Origin of the sequence: Acetivibrio straminisolvens JCM 21531 (assembly GCF_000521465.1) — a bacterium.
In the GTDB taxonomy this organism is placed as follows: Bacteria; Bacillota; Clostridia; order Acetivibrionales; family Acetivibrionaceae; genus Hungateiclostridium; species Hungateiclostridium straminisolvens.
The window spans coordinates 49,199-65,972 of record NZ_BAVR01000006.1 but is presented as its reverse complement, the minus strand read 5'-3'; the positions used below and the strand labels follow the sequence as shown (position 1 = coordinate 65,972).

The following is a 16,774-nucleotide window of genomic DNA, read 5'->3' as shown; positions in this document are numbered from 1 at the left end:
AATCTCAATCAACTTATTTGTTTTCCAAAACTGCACCCTTGTTCGCAGAAGAAACAAGTTTTGCATATCTTCCAAGATAACCCTTAGTTATTCTTGGTGCCGGAGCCTTCCACTCCTTCATCCTTTCTTGGATTTCGTCTTCAGATATTTCTACGTCAAGCTTTCCGCTAGGTATATCTATACTGATAATGTCACCGTCTCTGACAATTGCTATCGGTCCGCCCGCCATAGCCTCCGGAGATACGTGACCTATTGAAGCCCCCCTTGTAGCACCGGAGAAGCGTCCGTCAGTAATCAACGCCACATCCTTGTCAAGCCCCATTCCTGCGATTGCAGAAGTCGGGGACAGCATTTCCCTCATGCCGGGACCGCCTTTAGGACCTTCATAGCGTATTATTACTACATCGCCTTTGTTTATTTTGCCATTGTAAATTGCATCTATAGCAGCATCTTCCGAGTCAAACACCTTGCCGGTCCTTTATGAACCAACATTTCGGGAGCAACAGCCGAGCGCTTGACAACTGCTCCGTCCGGAGCAAGATTACCCTTAAGAACCGCTATGCCGCCTGTGGGGCTGTAGGGATTGTCAATGCTCCTTATAACATCGCTGTCTTTAATTACTGCATTTTCAATATTTTCTCCCACAGTCTTGCCGGTAACGGTCATCAAATCCAGATGTAAAAGATTCTTTTTGGAAAGCTCTTTCATTACAGCTTGTACTCCTCCTGCCGCGTACAAATCCTGAACATGATGGTGTCCGGCTGGAGCCAGCTTACAAAGGTTGGGCACTTTGCTGCTTATTTCGTTTATAATTTCAAGGTTTATTTCAATTCCCACTTCATTGGCAATAGCAGGAAGATGAAGTACCGAGTTTGTGGAGCAGCCTAAAGCCATGTCCACAGCCAAAGCATTCTCAAAAGCCTTTGGCGTAAGAATATCCGAAGGCTTTATATCTTTTTCAACCAATTCCATTATCTTCATTCCGCCCTTCTTTGCAAGGCGTATCCTCTCGGCATAAACCGCAGGAATTGTTCCGTTGCCCGGAAGTCCCATTCCCAAAACTTCTGTGAGGCAGTTCATGGAGTTGGCGGTAAACATACCCGAACAAGAACCGCAGCCGGGACATGCTTTTTCTTCATACTCACACACTTCCTCTTTTGTCATTTTGCCTGCTTTGTAGGACCCAACAGCCTCAAATACGCTGTTTAAATCCAGATTTTTGCCGTTGTGCTTCAGAGACAGCATAGGACCTCCGCTTATCACAATAGAAGGAACATTTATCCTTGCAGCCGCCATCAGCATTCCGGGAACTATCTTGTCACAGTTAGGTATAAAAACCATACCGTCAAAGCTATGTGCCAGTCCCATCGCTTCGCAGGAGTCTGCTATAAGCTCTCTTGTAGCAAGAGAATACTTCATACCCGTATGCCCCATTGCTATTCCGTCACATACTCCAATTGCGCCAAACTCGATAGGAGTACCTCCTGCCATTCTGATTCCTGCCTTTACAGCTTCAGCAATCGTATCCAAATGTATATGTCCGGGAACTATCTCGTTTTTAGAATTAACAACTCCTATAAGCGGTCTCTCTATTTCTTCATCAGTGTAACCCATTGCTTTGAATAAAGCTCTGTGGGGTGCTCTCTCTATACCCTTTTTTACTACATCACTCTTCATGATACATTCCTCTCTTTCCAAATATATGTTAATCTCAATATTGAATTCAATAATTAAATCTTGCTATTCACTATGATTTCCAATTTATTATAATAATAGCCGGGTTTGCCCGGCTATTGATTTGTTTATTATTTATTTTACTACTACAAAGCTTTGATTGTCCAGTGTTTTAAAAAAAAAGCATTATTCGTTAAATATTTCGAAGTCCTTAATAACATTCATTAATTGTACCGTTGCAGTCAAATTCACACTATGGTATCTTTCGGGAACATCCACTCCACAATAAAATTATTCTGATACATCACTTTCGCAACAGCTGAATTTTCAACGGCATCAAACAAGCCCTGAAATTTCGGTGATGCACTGAACATCATTAGTATCGCAAAAATAATATAAATTGTCAACAATCCTTCCAATGCGCCTAAAATAAAACCTCCTATTTTGTCTACCTGCTTTATGATCGGAAGAGAAGTAACACCTTTTATCACGCCCTCGAGTACAAACAATCCTATTCTTATCGCAACAAACATGGCTATCAAACTTATAATATCAATTATCATATGGGCAAGGACGTTGCTGAGCGAATCCATAATAGTTGAAACATCAATCAGCTCTGTCAGATTGGGCAAAGTCTTAACAATGCTGTTTTGTACCATGCTCTTTATAAATCCGGGAAGACTGAGTCCGTCAATAACCGACTGGGCTGTAGCCTTTGCCCCGGCATTAATCGAAGGACTCATGGCCTCATGCCGAAGCATGAGATTAGTGAAAATTCCGGACTTTATACTGTCGAATACTTTTGAATTCGATAAAACGTTTGCAAATATCGGATAAAGCTTTACCGACAAAACCGCGGATATGAAAAAAGAAGCCAACTTAAATACCGAATAAACAATGCCCTTTTTTAGCCCAATCAATGCCAATCCCAAAATAATCCCGATGACCACCAAATCAATCCAGTTCATATTTTCCCCCTCGTCCATCAATTCATTTTTAATACAATTACGCCTTCCTTTGTAATTGCCAAAGCCTCATTGCTGCCGAGAAACTTTACCTCATTTATCAAATAATCAGAAGTGTAGCTTCCCCTGAGCCGTCCTGCCACATCTATAAAATAAACACATTTTGATGTGTTTACAGCTATAAAATCATCATTTGCGGCTATGTTCACAATATCCTGACCAATTTTATAATCTGCTACCTCTCTGCCTTTAGCGTCAACTATGAGCACATGACCGGCTGTCCCTATCATACCTTTATCGCTGTATGCAAACACGGCATATTTACCTTTCATGATATCCAGACTAAATACTTTACCGCTTATCTCTTTTTTCCATTTTTCTTCAAGATTTCGTCCAAACAAGTAAATCGCCGAATCCGATGCTGCCACAATAGTGTCGTCATTCAAATAGCGGATTGAAGGGAAAATAACATCCTCAAAGGTCTTGCCGGAAACGATCCCCCCTGAAATTGTATACAAATGAAGTCCCGTATTTATGCTTATACCCGAAGTATCGACACAATTTATAAGAACTTCCTTGCCGGATGGGGACACCTCCGATGAAATAGCATAAGTTTCTCCCAGTACCTTGGTGAAAAGAAACACTCCCTGCTTGTTGAATACCGATACGGCAGATTTATCCCTGTCCCCCTTGTGAAGAACCGTAACATAACCCGCACTATTTATATTGGCGTTTATTATATTATAATCCAGCCTTTTTTCCCACTTTCTCTCCTTGCCGCTCAAAACATAAATGTCTTTTGATTCCAAGCCCGAAGCCAAAAGATATTCTCCCGAAGTCTTAACAGAGGGAGTGTTCAAAGAAACAGGATATATCCACTGTTCTTCGCCGTTTCTATCAAGGTATTCAATACCGTTTTTCGTACACCTTACAATGTAGCTCTTATGGACCTCAAACTCAGAGTTCAGGCTGTCCTCATGTCTTAACAAGGTGCCGGTTACTTCGTATACATCTTTATCTCCAATGAAAAATCCATTTGCTATTACATCCCTTACACTGATGCTTTTAATATCTATACCCTTGCTGTTAAGATAAGCAACAGCAGCAGTACATACAACTACGATTATAAGAATGAAAAATAGAAGAATGCTCATTCTGCTTGAAGGCTGCCGCGTCTTTGATATGTTTTCAGGGCTGTTCACCTTGTCCTCACCCCATACTTTTCTTTTGTATAAAACAGTATAAAAATATTGTATCATATATATTGTTTTTACTTCAATCTATTGATTTCTATTTTTATACCTCCTCTTGCAGGAAATAGGAGCAAAACTTACCGCAAGCTTTGAAAAAAGCATGTTTAAGCCTTGGAAGAGTATCATAAACAGCATAAACATTCCCATGTACCCAAATATTGGATATATGGACGATATTAGTTCGGAAAAACCCACATTTGAAATGGGTACAACGAAACCGCATATTACCGGAATCAATATTTTTCTGCTGATTTTCACTTTATTTGCTATTCTCTCAATAAAACCGTATCCCGAAGTAATAGCTGAAATAAACATTGCAAGAAGCAGCAGTACTTTATAAAGTTCACCCAGAACCGAATTATACCCGCCGATTATAGTTAAGACCGGAATCTCGTCGGAAACAATGTCGGGATAAAACAGATAAAGGAGAATATTTAAAACTATTGCTATAATGCTTAGCATCAGCCCGCCAACAATTCCTCCTGCCGCAGCAATTCTCCTGCTTTTTAAGTAAGGTAAAAGGCTGCACATCACCACAACCCCGCTTATACTGTTGTAGCTTACATAAAGCAGCGAGGAGAAAAGCCAGTTATCGGTTATTAAATCGAATCCTGACGCCGGATTGAACACCCATCTATTCATGTTTGCTATAACATAGAAACCAGCTCCAAGAATCCCCAATACCAAAACGGGAGTCACGAAGGAACTTAGTGCCACTATTCCCTTTATATCCGTAAGGAAAGCAATCATGCATAAAATGGCAGCTATCATTGTGCCATAGTGATAAGGTATATTTATTGCATCGGATATTATATTTCCTGCTCCTGCAACCATTATACACAATACCGCCCCCATAAACAGCGTTACCATAATTTCCATTATCCAGCCAATAACCCAGCCGACAGTCGGAAAAAGGAACTCCTCATAATTTCTTATTCTCTCACTATAGACTTTTACCAATACAATATATCCTATTAATGCGAACAGAATACCTGCCAAAACAATACCGTAAAATCCTCCCTCGTAATAATACGAAAAAAACTGCATAATTTCCTGTCCCGAGGCAAATCCCGCGCCAATTACCGTTGCCATGTATATGCTGGCAACCTTTAATATATTTTTTAGCTCTCCAGACAAAAAAACAACTCCTTACAATAGAATCAATTCTCTAGAATAATTCTATGTAGGAGTTGTTTGACAAATTACCGATTAATTTTATTGTCCGCCATTAAGAAAAGTCATAAACTTTTCATATGTTTTTCTTGGTCCGTCTTCAGCATCGAAGGCATCTTTTCTAACAACAATTCCCGTATACTTACCATTCTTCATTGCATAATAGGTCTTTTCGTCTCGAGGAACAAATTCCACCGTTACTTTGCCAGGTTCAGTATCGAGGTTGAAAATTATACTGATTTCGGCATCTCCCGCAGGCGACGCTTCAGGCTCAATCGCACTGGCCATTATGCCTATAACTGAAGCATAAAAGTCCCTGAATTTGGATATGCCTTCTTCTCCCTTTCTATCCTCTACATCGATGCCGTCAATATAATGCTTGTACTTCTTGTCGACTTCATCATCCTTTTCCTCAGTTTCATCGGTTTTCGTTTCGTCCTTAACTTCCTCGATCTTAATTTTTATTGTTTTTCCGTCTATATTGAAGTCTATATCCTTTACAGTATAAATATATGGTGCATAAATAATACCATCCATAATTTCCAGGGCGGGAGTATCCAGAAAACCGAGAGCACCGGGATTTATTACAAATACCTCATTGGTTCCTTCAAACATTCCGTAGGACTCCGAATTATTTTCTTTCACATCGCCGATAAGCAAAGTCACTCTCTGGCTTCCGGCAGCCGCTTCAACAACATAGGACGGACTGTCAAGACCGTATTTTGCAAGGTCTTTTGCATCTTTTTCAATATACTCCACGACTTCTGCTCTTACGAGGCATCCAAAGCGGTATTCACCCTGACCATGTTGATGCCTGCTTCTATAGGCTCTACCATTTGCCATCCTTGTTGTTCGACTTTACGATCTTAAAGGAACGCTTTCCGTCTTTTGTCACAGCCAACTCAGTTACATCTTGTGTTGTAACATCCAAGACGAACCTATTTCTGATGCTGACCTCATTTGCTTTGAGTATATTGCCCAAGTAATAAGCAATCGTATATACTGTGTTTTTATCCTTTTTCTTTGCATAGTATCCGCTTTTTGTAGGTGTTTCATCGCCAACTTCTATTTCTGCAGTTGTTCCGTCCGAGAATTTGATTGTCACTGACGCCGGATTGTCAAGCCCATACTGTGCAAGGTCTTTGGGATTACTCTCCACCTCTTTGGTTGCATAAAGGTCGCAGACATTTGAAATAATGCTTTGAATCTGAACTTGGTTTATTTCAAAATCTCCTCCGGAAACCAGCTCCCATTCGTCATCCTTCTTTTTTAAGACAAAAGTATCTTCGCCGTTTACTACCGTAAGCTCCTCTGCCTTCTCTGTGTCCAGCTTATATATTTCAATCCGCTGGTAGTCGTCCTCCACCTTAGAAGCCTTGTTCCTAGCAATGAAGAATGCACCTATTAGGGCCAAAAATACAACTACAAGAATAAATATATTCCTGTATAATTTCATAGATGCCTCCTCCTTAACCATATAATAATTCCTAATGATGTAATTATAATCGGAAATGCCAAAACAGCCACAGCAACTATTAAAGCTGCATTAAATCCGCTGAGGTTTATTGTATCGGTTACTGAATCTTCGCCACAATAAATACATCATTTGACTTGTCCTGCATCCAATCGGACGCAAGACCGATAAGGTACAGATTGTTTGACGAATACGGGTAATATTCCTGAAATACTTCGTCTGTTAGGAAAGAACCGCTTCCAATTACAACAATTTTTGAAGTCACTGCACTGACATACTCTGCTACAAGAGCAACATCAACAGGTCCTCGGGTTTCCTCTGTTTCTCCGCCTCCAAAAGGCTCTCCTACCGCATAACTGCTGGTAGTCAGAAGAGGAGTGATTGTCAGAGGATCTTTATCGTTAATAAGTCTTTTAATACTTCTGGAATCGGTCATTATTACGGAAAATTGACCCGCGTTCTGCTCACTGGTAATGTCAGTCTCACCGAGTTCGGGTATAAGATGGTAAGGTCTGTTTGCCACATGGTACATTTCGCTGTTTTCCCTTACTCTGTCATAGTTTAGCGCCATGCAGTATTCATTTAATACTTTGTCAAAGTTATCCAATCTTTCATCGGCATTCAACGGATCAAACAAGAATATTGCATTTCCGCCGCCTTTCAGGTAATCAATTACTTTATCTCTTTCATCGGCAGATAGATCCTGCGTAGGTGGCGCAAAAAACAAAATTGTAGTATCTTCCGGAACCTTCTCCTGTCTGGTCAAATCCAATTTCTTAACGTCATATCCATTGTTTTCAAGTGCTTTTGCGAGGTAGTTGTATTGTGCCTCAAGCTTTATCCTGCTGTGGGCATCAATAAAGTATACCGTAGGTGTAGTCTCACTGGTAACATATTTGATTGCACCGGTTACTGCCTGCTCTCCCATAAACATCACAGGTCCGTAATAGTCCTGCTGGAAAATATCGGCTAAGGTAACTTTCTTTACCTTATCTCCGCTTCTTACAATAATTTCATTCTGCTGAGGATTCAATGTACCGGACTTGTTCAGATCTTTTACTATATGAGGATTTTTATCCGGGTCAACAAATTTTACATTCACCTTGTCAAACTTGCTGTATTTGTCCAAAAACTCTACAATAATAAATCCTGCGTCATATTTCTTTATTTCTTCCCTGTCAGACAACATCACTACGTCAACTTCCTGTTTTAAACCCTCAAGTATTACTTTTGTCTGTTCTCCAATAGAATACATTTTGTTTTGAGATACGTCCCATCTTATATCAAGAGTTGCTGCAAAAACATTTAACACTATAGTTATCCCAATAACAAGAGCGGCCGTAACAATAAAAACCAAGTTATATTTTAAATTCTTTTTCATTATTTATCACCCCTGACTCCATCGCCTTTTTTCTATAACTATAATCACCAGTATAAGGAACATTCCTGTTAAACTTACAAAGAACACAATATCCTTCAAACTGATTACACTCTGAACAAACTGCTTGTAATGCTCATACAACGACAACTGATTTATTATTTCCAGTAAAATCCCGGAAACGAAACTTTTCAGTTGGTCAATAAGCAGTATGAAGAACAATGTTACGGTTCCCAAGACTGCAGCTATTATCTGGCTCTCAGTTATGGAGGAAGTAAAGAGTCCGAAAGCGACAAAGGAAGCCCCCAAAAGTATAAAGCCAAGATAGCTGGATAATGCATTGGAAATAATCAATTCGCCGTTTATGGATATTATGATAGGGAAAATTGCCGTAAGCGCCGTCATGGTTAAAAATACCGTAAATGCTGCAAGAAACTTTCCTATTACAATTTGCGGAACGCTCACCGGCGATGTCATCAATAAAACTTCCGTACCGTTTTTTCTTTCTTCCGCAAATACTCTCATCGTTAATATGGGAATCAACATAACAAGCCAGAAGCTTGCGAAGAAAAGATGTCCTCCGAAAACAATCTGAGCGATCCCATGTCCAACCTTAGGCATCGTTTGAGATAAAAAGTATATACCGAAAACCAATACGAATATTCCCGAAAGAACATATGCCAGCGGGGAATAAAAGTATGTTTTAAGTTCTTTTTTATAAATCGACAACATCTTATTCAACCTCCTTATCGTCGGTCTGAGCTTGCTCTTCGGCCCCGTCATTCTCTTTGGCCTCTTCATCCTCTTTTGGCACTTCTTGTGAAGTGTCCTCTTGGGAATTGTCAGACTCCGCATTTACAGCAATATCCCTTGTTGTAAGTTCGCGGAATATTTCCTCAAGACCCAGTTCCTCTTCTTTAGTCTCGAGAATAGGATAACCCAGCTTTGCCATTGCAAAGAATACAGGTTTTCTTACATCTACGTCTTTGTCCGCATCAACTATATACTCATATACATCATCTTCTATTTTTTCATTCACTTCAACATTCTTAACGCCGTCAACAGCTTGCAACGCTCCAACAACAGAAGACTTTTCCCCTGAAATTTTAAATATAAACCTTGAATTCTTGGAAATAGCCTTTGATAGATTTTCCGGCGTGTCTACCGCCACAATCTTGCCTTTGTTTATTATGACAATGCGCTCGCATACTGCGCTTACTTCCTGCATTATATGAGTACTGAGAATTATGGTGTGCTCCTTTCCCAAATCCTTTATAACGCTTCTTACCTCAAGTATCTGGTTCGGGTCAAGGCCGACCGTAGGCTCGTCCAAAATAAGGACCTCTGGATTGCCTATCAGAGCCTGGGCAAATCCCACTCTTTGTTTGTAACCTTTGGAAAGATTTCTTATAAGCCTTTTTCTGACATCGGTAATTCTCAACATTTCCATAATGTCGGATATCTGTTGATTTCTCTTACTCTTCTCCACCTTTTTAAGTTCACTGACAAAGTTTAAGTACTCATCGACAGTCATATCGGTATAAAGCGGCGGATTCTCCGGCAAATAACCGATACGCTTTTTGACTTCATTCGGCTCCTCAGATATGTCGTATCCGGCTACTTTTACAGTCCCCTCGGTTGAAGCAGATAGCCGGTTATCATATTCATAGTTGTAGACTTACCCGCTCCGTTCGGCCCAAGGAAACCAAGAATTTCTCCTTTTTCAACCGTAAAATTCAGGTTGTCAACAGCTAATATTTGACCATATCTTTTGGTCAAATTCTGTATTTCAATCATCTGGTTTCTTCCCTCCTATTTATATTTGTCCTGAAAATAGCAGCACACTATTCTATTATCATAAATTAATTTTAATAAATTGTGAACAATTTGTAACTATTAGTTATGCGACATGTAAATCTAAAGGAAATCCTCGTGACTGCTAATTCAAGGCCGATTCATTTTAATTTACACAAAATTCACTATGCAAAAATTAATTGTACCGACGTCCGTATTATATAGCTTTTTATCATCCTTTTCAAGTAATATTTAAATTTTATACATTATTATCCACTAAATCAATTTTTTAAGATAAAAATACCCGGGTATAATAAATTACACCCGAGCAGTATGTCTTAATCAACAGGTATTGTTGCTTTTTGCCTGCTATTTATTTTTCAAAACATCTTTTACCTTTTCCACTATATTATCAGGCGTTAATCCATACTTTTTGAGAAGTTCATCCGGTTTTCCGGACTTCCCGAATCTGTCCATAACTCCAACCATCCTCATCGGAACAGGGCAGGTTTCCACCAAAACCTCAGCCACAGCACTACCCAGCCGCCGATAATATTGTGTTCTTCACAAGTGACAATTGCACCGGTTTCAGTTGCAGCCTTGATAATGATATCCCTGTCAATAGGCTTTATTGTATGAATGTTGATAAGTCTGGCATTAATTCCCTCACGTTTTAAAATGTCCGCTGCCTCAATAGCCTTCGATACCATAAGTCCCGTCGCAATTATTGCAACATCATTGCCTTCCCTTAACGTAACTCCCTTGCCCAACTCAAATTTGTAGCTCTCATCAAAAATAACCGGTACTGCAAGCCTGGTAAGCCTTAAATAGAAAGGTCCCGGCGTCTTGTAGGCCGCTATTGTAGCATGCCTAGCTTCAACGGCATCGGCAGGACTGACAACCGTCATGTTGGGTATAACCCTCATGAGCGCTATATCCTCAATAGTCTGGTGGGATGCTCCGTCTTCTCCTACAGTAAGTCCGGAGTGAGATGCTCCGATTTTTACATTCAGCTGCGGATAGCATATGGAATTTCGAACCTGTTCAAAAGCTCTTCCCGATGCAAACATTGCAAAGGTACTTGCAAACACTACTTTCCCGCAGGAAGCAATTCCTGCCGCAGCTGCCATCATATTCGCCTCTGCAATACCCATATTGAAGAACCTTTCGGGATATTTCTTTTTGAAAATATCGGTTTTTGTTGATTTTGACAGGTCAGCATCCATAACGACAATTCTCGGATCGGAACCAATTTCCGCCAAAGTTTTTCCATAAGCTTCTCTTGTTGCAATCTTTTCCTGCATAATTATTCCCCCTCCAATCCTGCAAGTATCGCATCCAGCTCTGCTATTGCCTGGTCTCGTTGTTCTTTGTTTGGAGGTGAGCCGTGCCAGTCTGCTTTATTTTCCATAAAGGAAACACCTTTACCCTTTATAGTCTCGGCAATTATCATAGTTGGCTTGTCTTTAGACTTTTTAGCCTCACAGACAGCATTGGATATCTGCATAAAGTCATGTCCGTCAATTGTAATGACATTCCACCCAAATGCACGAATCTTGTCTATAACCGGCTCAGGAGACATTACCTCCGTAATATTGCCATCTATTTGCAAATGATTGTAATCCAGAAAAGCTATAAGATTATTGAGCTTGTAGTGGGAAGCCGCCATAAGCGCCTCCCAAACTTGACCTTCCTGTATTTCACCATCTCCGAGCATAGCATAAACATAATAGTCTTTTTTATCGAGTTTTCCTGCAATCGCCATTCCCACTGCTGCCGATATCCCCTGCCCCAAAGAACCGGTAGACATATCCACTCCCGGAACATATCTCATGCTGGGGTGTCCTTCAAGAAAACTGTCTATATGTCTGAATTTCGAAAGCTCTTCTACAGGAAAAAAACCTTTTTCCGCAAGAGCTGCGTATAGTGCAGGAGAGCAGTGACCTTTAGACAAAACAAACCTGTCCCTGTCTTCCCATGCCGGATTTTTAGGATCTACACGCATTTCGTTAAAATATAGGACTGTCATTATATCTGCACTTGAAAGCGATCCTCCGGGATGCCCCGATTTGGCATTATAAACCGCTTCAATAATATGTCTTCTGATTATAGTAGAATACTTTCTAAGCTCGTTTAATCTCTTCTCGTCCATCAGAACAACTCCTACAAATTTTTTTATATTAGTATACTACAGCAAAAGGTTTTAGTCTATAGTTTTATACAATAATTGGGTATATTTTTTGAGGCGAGCTCACTCATAGGTTTTAAACCCTTCTCCCAAAACCTCTCTTATATCTGTCAGTACAATGAAGGCCTTTTTGTCAATTTCTCGAACAATTTTTTTTACCATGGGAATTTGTCTTCTTTGCACCACGCAAAAAAGAACTTCTTTGTCGCTCCCCGTAAACATACCTTTACCTTTAAGCGCCGTCACCCCCCTGTCCAAATCCTTCATTATGCTTGAAGCTATCTTTTCAGGAAAATCCGAAATGATTAAGAGAGCCTTGGCAAAATTTACTCCTTCCAAAATAGCATCAATGATTTTGGAACTAATGTAAAGTGTAACTATGGAGTACAAACCAAGCTGAACGCTTTTAAATACAAAAGCGGCAAATACTATTATGCCGGTATCAATAAACAGTAATGTCTCTCCCATTGTAAATGCCGGTACAATATGATTTACTATTCTTGCCGCAAGGTCAGTTCCCCCGGTTGTCGCTCCTGATCTAAACACAAGACCCAATCCTATTCCCAGTAATAGCCCTCCAAATATAGAATACAGCAAAATATCCGGTGAATACAGATAATCCTCGGCGCTTGTAAGATAGTTGGCGACAAAATAATCCGTCAGCGGCTGCGTTGTATCTATCAACAATGATAGAAGAATGGTCCCGTACAGCGTTTTAATAATAAACCTTTTTCCGATAAGTTTAATCCCCATCAAAACAGAGGTATATTCAGAACCAGCATTGCAATACCTACGGGTATTTTTGCATCTGTAAGGTAATATATTATAGTGGCTACTCCGCTTATACCTCCGGGTGCAATTTTGTATGGCACCATAAAAACGTTGATTGAAATTGCCGTAATAAGCGAGCCTATAGTTATTAATAAATAATCTTTCAATTCTGTTAGGAGCTTTTTTATATCTTTCATTTTCTACCTCAACTCACAAAGATTCAAAAAATGTCTTTTTATCATTTCTTATGCTTGCTACTTTTATCATACCCACAAAAATCAAGTTCAACCCATTTTTTAGCCCAAAGTAATTTTTGTTGCCGCCTCCAATGTTTAAAAGTATGAGCAAGTATGCAAAATTATATTGGGATACACACTTTTATTTTCCGTAAATTATATGCTATAATGTGTTGGACATATTAACAGGGTAAAAGAATATCTTTTAAATTCATAATAAGACTTTAAGGAGAGTATTCATGAAAGTTCTTCATTTAATAGGCGGAGGAGATGTGGGTGGAGCTAAAAGCCATGTTCTCTCCCTGGTCAGAGAACTTAGCAAAAATATAAATGTCAAACTTATCAGTTTCAGGACAGGTGCTTTTGCGGACGACGCCCGCGCAATGGGTATAAATGTGGAGATAGTAAAGACAGGCACCATTTTTTCCGATGTACGCAAGGTTCTAAGCATCGTAAGGGAGGAAGGATATGAACTTATCCATTCCCACGGTGCAAAAGCCAATATGGTCGCGGTTTTCGTAAAAAAGCTTACCGGACTTCCCGTAGTTACAACTGTCCACAGCGACTACAGACTTGACTATTTGCAGAATATTCTGAAAATGTTTTCCTTTGGACTTATAAATACGCTGTCATTGAGATTCCTTGACTTTTATATAGCTGTATCCAAAAACTTTAAAACAATGCTTATAGAGAGAAAGTTCAGTCCCCAAAATATTTTTACCGTTTATAACGGCATCAATTTCAACCAGGAAATTAATCCTTTGCCAAAAGAGGAATTTCTAAAAAAATATAATCTAAAATTTGACAAAAACGATGTTATCATCGGAATATTGGCGCGGCTCGACCCTGTAAAGGGCTTGGATATATTCCTAAAGGCAGCAAGCGTTGTAATTAAAAACAACCCGTCTGCAAGGTTTTTGATAGCGGGCGACGGACCCGAGAGGAAATCTCTCGAAAAAAAGGCTGCTTCTTACGGCCTTCAAAACAATGTCTTCTTTTTAGGTTTCGTAAACAAGCCTTATGATTTTCTAAACTGCATAGATATTAACACCCTTACTTCACTAAGCGAAAGTTTTCCCTACGCAATCCTTGAAGGTTCGCTGTCAAAAAAAGCCACCATTAGCAGCAACGTTGGCGGTATTTCAGACCTTATCGAAAGCGGGATAAACGGTTTTCTATTTGAACCGGGGGATTACAAGACCTTGGCAGGTCACATATTGACCCTCATAAATGATCCCTCTCTAAGAAGAAAAATGGGGGAAAAGATTCATGAAAAGGCGAGCACCTATTTTTCTTTGGACAATATGTGCAAAACGCAGCTTGAAATATATGAAACAATACTTCTTAGAAATTTTCGAAACAGCAGATCCAAATACCGTTATGATGCCATTATCTCCGGCTATTACGGCTTTAAAAATATCGGAGATGACGCCATGCTTATGGCAATAATTGACAACCTCCGCATGTACCGAAAGGATTTAAGGATTCTGGTCCTTTCCAGAAACCCCTTAGAAACAGGACTTGTATACAATGTTGACTCAATAAACAGGTTCAACCTCCTTAAAATCCTTCAAATCATGAGAAATTCAAAACTCTTTATAAACGGCGGAGGAAGCCTGATTCAGGACAATACCAGTACCCGTTCTTTGGTGTATTACCTTGGAATGATATGGCTTGCTAAAAAGATGGGTATGAAGGTAATGATTTACGCCAACGGAATAGGACCTTTGAATAAAGACAAAAACCGAAAGCTTACAAAGAAAATCGTAAACCAGGTGGATGTCATTACTTTAAGAGAAGAGCTGTCCTTTGAGGAATTGAATAACCTTAAGATCATTAGACCCAATATTAAAATAACTGCCGACCCTGCATTCACCATAATGCCCGAAAAAGATGAGCGCATAAATCAGCTTCTCTTAGATGAGGGAATTGATCCGAAAGAGCAGTTTGTCGGCATCTCCGTCAGAAAATGGGGCGAACACGAAAAATATGAAGCTGTAATTGCCGAGCTTGCTGACTATATAGTCGAAAAATACGGCGTAAAACCCCTTTTTATTGCAATGCATTACCCGGGTGACCTTGCAATAATTCAAAACATAATGTCGAAAATGAAAAACAAGAGCTTTGTAATAACCCGTAAACCCACTGTTTCAGAGATGCTTGGAATAATCGGGAAAACTCAAATGCTCATTGGAATGCGTCTTCATGCTCTGATTTTTGCCGCAAGCCTTGGAATTCCTGTGGTGGGAATGGTATATGAGCCAAAGGTTGAGGGCTTTATGCAGTACGTCAAACAGGTATCGGCAGGCCATGTAAACTCCCTTGAACTCTCGCATTTGAAAAGAATAGTGGATGAAACCTGGGAAAACAGGGAGTCCATCAAAAAAGAATTGGAGAAAACCACTGCTCTTCTCAAAAGCAAGGCTCTTGAGAATGCCAAAATTGCAATTGAGATGCTTGATGAAAAACCTCTATAAAAGAAAAATATTTTAAAGCAAGAAGGAGATTTTTATGCGTAACACAGTCAATATACTCGGCATACCCGTTGATAACGTATCCATGGCCGAGGCTTTAAATATTGTAAAGGGTTTTTTGAACGAGGACAGGGTTCACACAGTTTACACCCCAAACTCGGAAATAATGATGGCAGCCCAAAGAGACCCGGAACTAAAGGAAATACTTTGTCAAGCCGACCTTTTGGTGCCTGACGGTGCCGGAGTTGTACTGGCATCCAAAATTAACGGCTGTCCTTTAAAAGAACGGGTTGCAGGTTTTGACCTGACAAATATGCTGTTTTCGGATGATACGTCAAAAAATATCAACTACTTTTTCTTCGGAGGTAAACCGGGAGTAGCAGAGGAAGCATACAAAAACCTTTTAGACCGAAGAATAAACATTAATGTTGTTGGGATACGAAACGGATATTTCACAAAAGATGAAGAGGATGAAATAATCCGCCAAATAAACAACTCCAATACCGATGTTTTATTGGTTGCTCTGGGTGCCCCCAAACAAGAGAAATGGATTCATGAAAACAAGAAAAAGCTCAAAGTCAAGCTATGTATCGGTGTAGGCGGTACCTTAGATGTGCTTTCCGGCAGGGCAAAGCGTGCTCCGGTTTTCTTTCAAAAGCACGGCTTAGAATGGCTTTACAGGCTCTACAAAGAGCCATGGCGTTTTGTAAGGATGATGGATTTGCCCCGTTTTATACTCCGAGTCATTGCCAACAGAATAAAGCCTAAAAGGGCATAATTCTGTTTTGTCCAAATTATGCAATAAAGCGGTGTAATTAAAAAATCGGTACAAAAAATAAAGGAAGCTAATGCCCCTTTATTTTATCCACGGTAAAAACTATTCTATTGTGTACGGCCCTTTTACAAGAACCCATGCCTTCTCACTGGTAACTCTCAGGCCCCTTCCGTCATCCCTCGATACCAACAACAGATGATTTAAAGGTACCTCATCATCGGTATTTATATCCGCACCTGTACCTGAGGTGATATCCGAAAGACCTCCGCCTTCCCCTCCTATTGCCAAGCTTTCCCGCCCCTTAATATCAATTCGGCGCTGGCACCCGCAATAAGTACTTGGTCCTTGTTCAATTCCAATGCTTCAAATTTGCCGTACTTTTCAATCTCTTCAAGTCTTTTCTCCGCTTCTTCCAGCTTCTTTGCCATCTCTTCAAACTTTGAATCCACATAGCTTTGAGAAACCAAAGGCTCCTCTTCGGAACCGGGCTCCGCCGTAACCGAAGCATGGACCACCTGAGCAATATGTATGACTACTACGCTTAATATAGCTATCAAAATAACTTTTCTGGAATTTTTATCAAAAATTAATTCTTTCATCTTTTGTAACCCCCTCAATC

Annotated in this window: 12 protein-coding genes and 4 pseudogenes; 2 read left to right on the top strand and 14 right to left on the bottom strand. The window is 40.0% G+C overall.

Annotated elements, in window-relative coordinates:
- Positions 1–13 precede the first annotated feature (13 nt).
- The 12 genes and pseudogenes from ilvD to JCM21531_RS02665 all read right to left on the bottom strand — a co-directional run bounded on the left by ilvD (position 14) and on the right by JCM21531_RS02665 (position 12,867).
- Positions 14–1,677: pseudogene (gene ilvD, locus JCM21531_RS02715) on the bottom strand (dihydroxy-acid dehydratase).
- A gap of 245 nt (positions 1,678–1,922) precedes the next feature.
- Positions 1,923–2,642 carry a CvpA family protein gene (locus tag JCM21531_RS02710; RefSeq protein WP_038287224.1) on the bottom strand — a complete coding sequence of 240 codons (720 nt, stop codon included), beginning with the start codon at positions 2,640–2,642 and terminating at the stop codon, positions 1,923–1,925.
- 17 nt (positions 2,643–2,659) lie between these two features.
- Positions 2,660–3,841 carry a DUF5711 family protein gene (locus tag JCM21531_RS02705; RefSeq protein WP_038287222.1) on the bottom strand — a complete coding sequence of 394 codons (1,182 nt, stop codon included), beginning with the start codon at positions 3,839–3,841 and terminating at the stop codon, positions 2,660–2,662.
- A gap of 78 nt (positions 3,842–3,919) precedes the next feature.
- Positions 3,920–5,029: a YkvI family membrane protein gene (locus JCM21531_RS02700; protein ID WP_038287177.1), complete on the bottom strand. Its 1,110-nt coding sequence runs from the start codon at positions 5,027–5,029 to the stop codon at positions 3,920–3,922.
- A 78-nt stretch (positions 5,030–5,107) separates the two neighbouring features.
- Entirely contained in the window at positions 5,108–5,908 is an 801-nt protein-coding gene (locus tag JCM21531_RS20250; RefSeq protein WP_243467123.1) for a DUF4340 domain-containing protein, read from the bottom strand.
- Positions 5,895–6,521, bottom strand: a complete 627-nt coding sequence (locus JCM21531_RS20245) for a DUF4340 domain-containing protein (protein ID WP_243467122.1) — start codon at positions 6,519–6,521, stop codon at positions 5,895–5,897. The genes JCM21531_RS20250 and JCM21531_RS20245 overlap by 14 nt, the downstream gene beginning before the upstream one ends.
- 118 nt (positions 6,522–6,639) lie before the next feature.
- A complete protein-coding gene (locus JCM21531_RS02690) occupies positions 6,640–7,920 on the bottom strand; it encodes a GldG family protein (RefSeq protein WP_243467121.1) in 1,281 nt (426 codons plus the stop codon).
- 6 nt (positions 7,921–7,926) lie between these two features.
- The gene (locus tag JCM21531_RS02685) at positions 7,927–8,649 is read right to left on the bottom strand and encodes an ABC transporter permease subunit (RefSeq protein WP_038287175.1); all 723 of its coding nucleotides are present in this window, start codon (positions 8,647–8,649) and stop codon (positions 7,927–7,929) included.
- Between the two features lies 1 nt (position 8,650).
- Positions 8,651–9,714 (bottom strand): annotated as a pseudogene (locus JCM21531_RS02680) (ABC transporter ATP-binding protein).
- A gap of 366 nt (positions 9,715–10,080) precedes the next feature.
- Positions 10,081–11,015 (bottom strand): annotated as a pseudogene (locus JCM21531_RS02675) (transketolase family protein).
- A gap of 2 nt (positions 11,016–11,017) precedes the next feature.
- On the bottom strand, positions 11,018–11,863 hold the full coding sequence (locus JCM21531_RS02670) for a transketolase (protein ID WP_038287174.1): 846 nt from the start codon (positions 11,861–11,863) through the stop codon (positions 11,018–11,020).
- 99 nt (positions 11,864–11,962) lie between these two features.
- Positions 11,963–12,867, bottom strand: a pseudogene (locus tag JCM21531_RS02665) (YitT family protein).
- A gap of 278 nt (positions 12,868–13,145) precedes the next feature.
- Between JCM21531_RS02665 and csaB the strand changes: the two are divergent.
- On the top strand, positions 13,146–15,383 hold the full coding sequence (csaB, locus tag JCM21531_RS02660; protein WP_038287173.1) for a polysaccharide pyruvyl transferase CsaB: 2,238 nt from the start codon (positions 13,146–13,148) through the stop codon (positions 15,381–15,383).
- A 34-nt stretch (positions 15,384–15,417) separates the two neighbouring features.
- Complete coding sequence (locus tag JCM21531_RS02655) at positions 15,418–16,158, top strand: WecB/TagA/CpsF family glycosyltransferase (protein WP_038287171.1); 741 nt, start codon at positions 15,418–15,420, stop codon at positions 16,156–16,158.
- Between the two features lie 99 nt (positions 16,159–16,257).
- Here JCM21531_RS02655 and JCM21531_RS20240 read toward each other — a convergent pair whose 3' ends face one another.
- Positions 16,258–16,443, bottom strand: a complete 186-nt coding sequence (locus JCM21531_RS20240; RefSeq protein ID WP_243467120.1) for a hypothetical protein — start codon at positions 16,441–16,443, stop codon at positions 16,258–16,260.
- A complete protein-coding gene (locus tag JCM21531_RS20235) occupies positions 16,434–16,754 on the bottom strand; it encodes a hypothetical protein (RefSeq protein ID WP_243467119.1) in 321 nt (106 codons plus the stop codon). Before JCM21531_RS20235 ends, JCM21531_RS20240 begins: the two co-directional genes overlap by 10 nt.
- Positions 16,755–16,774: the final 20 nt, after the last annotated feature.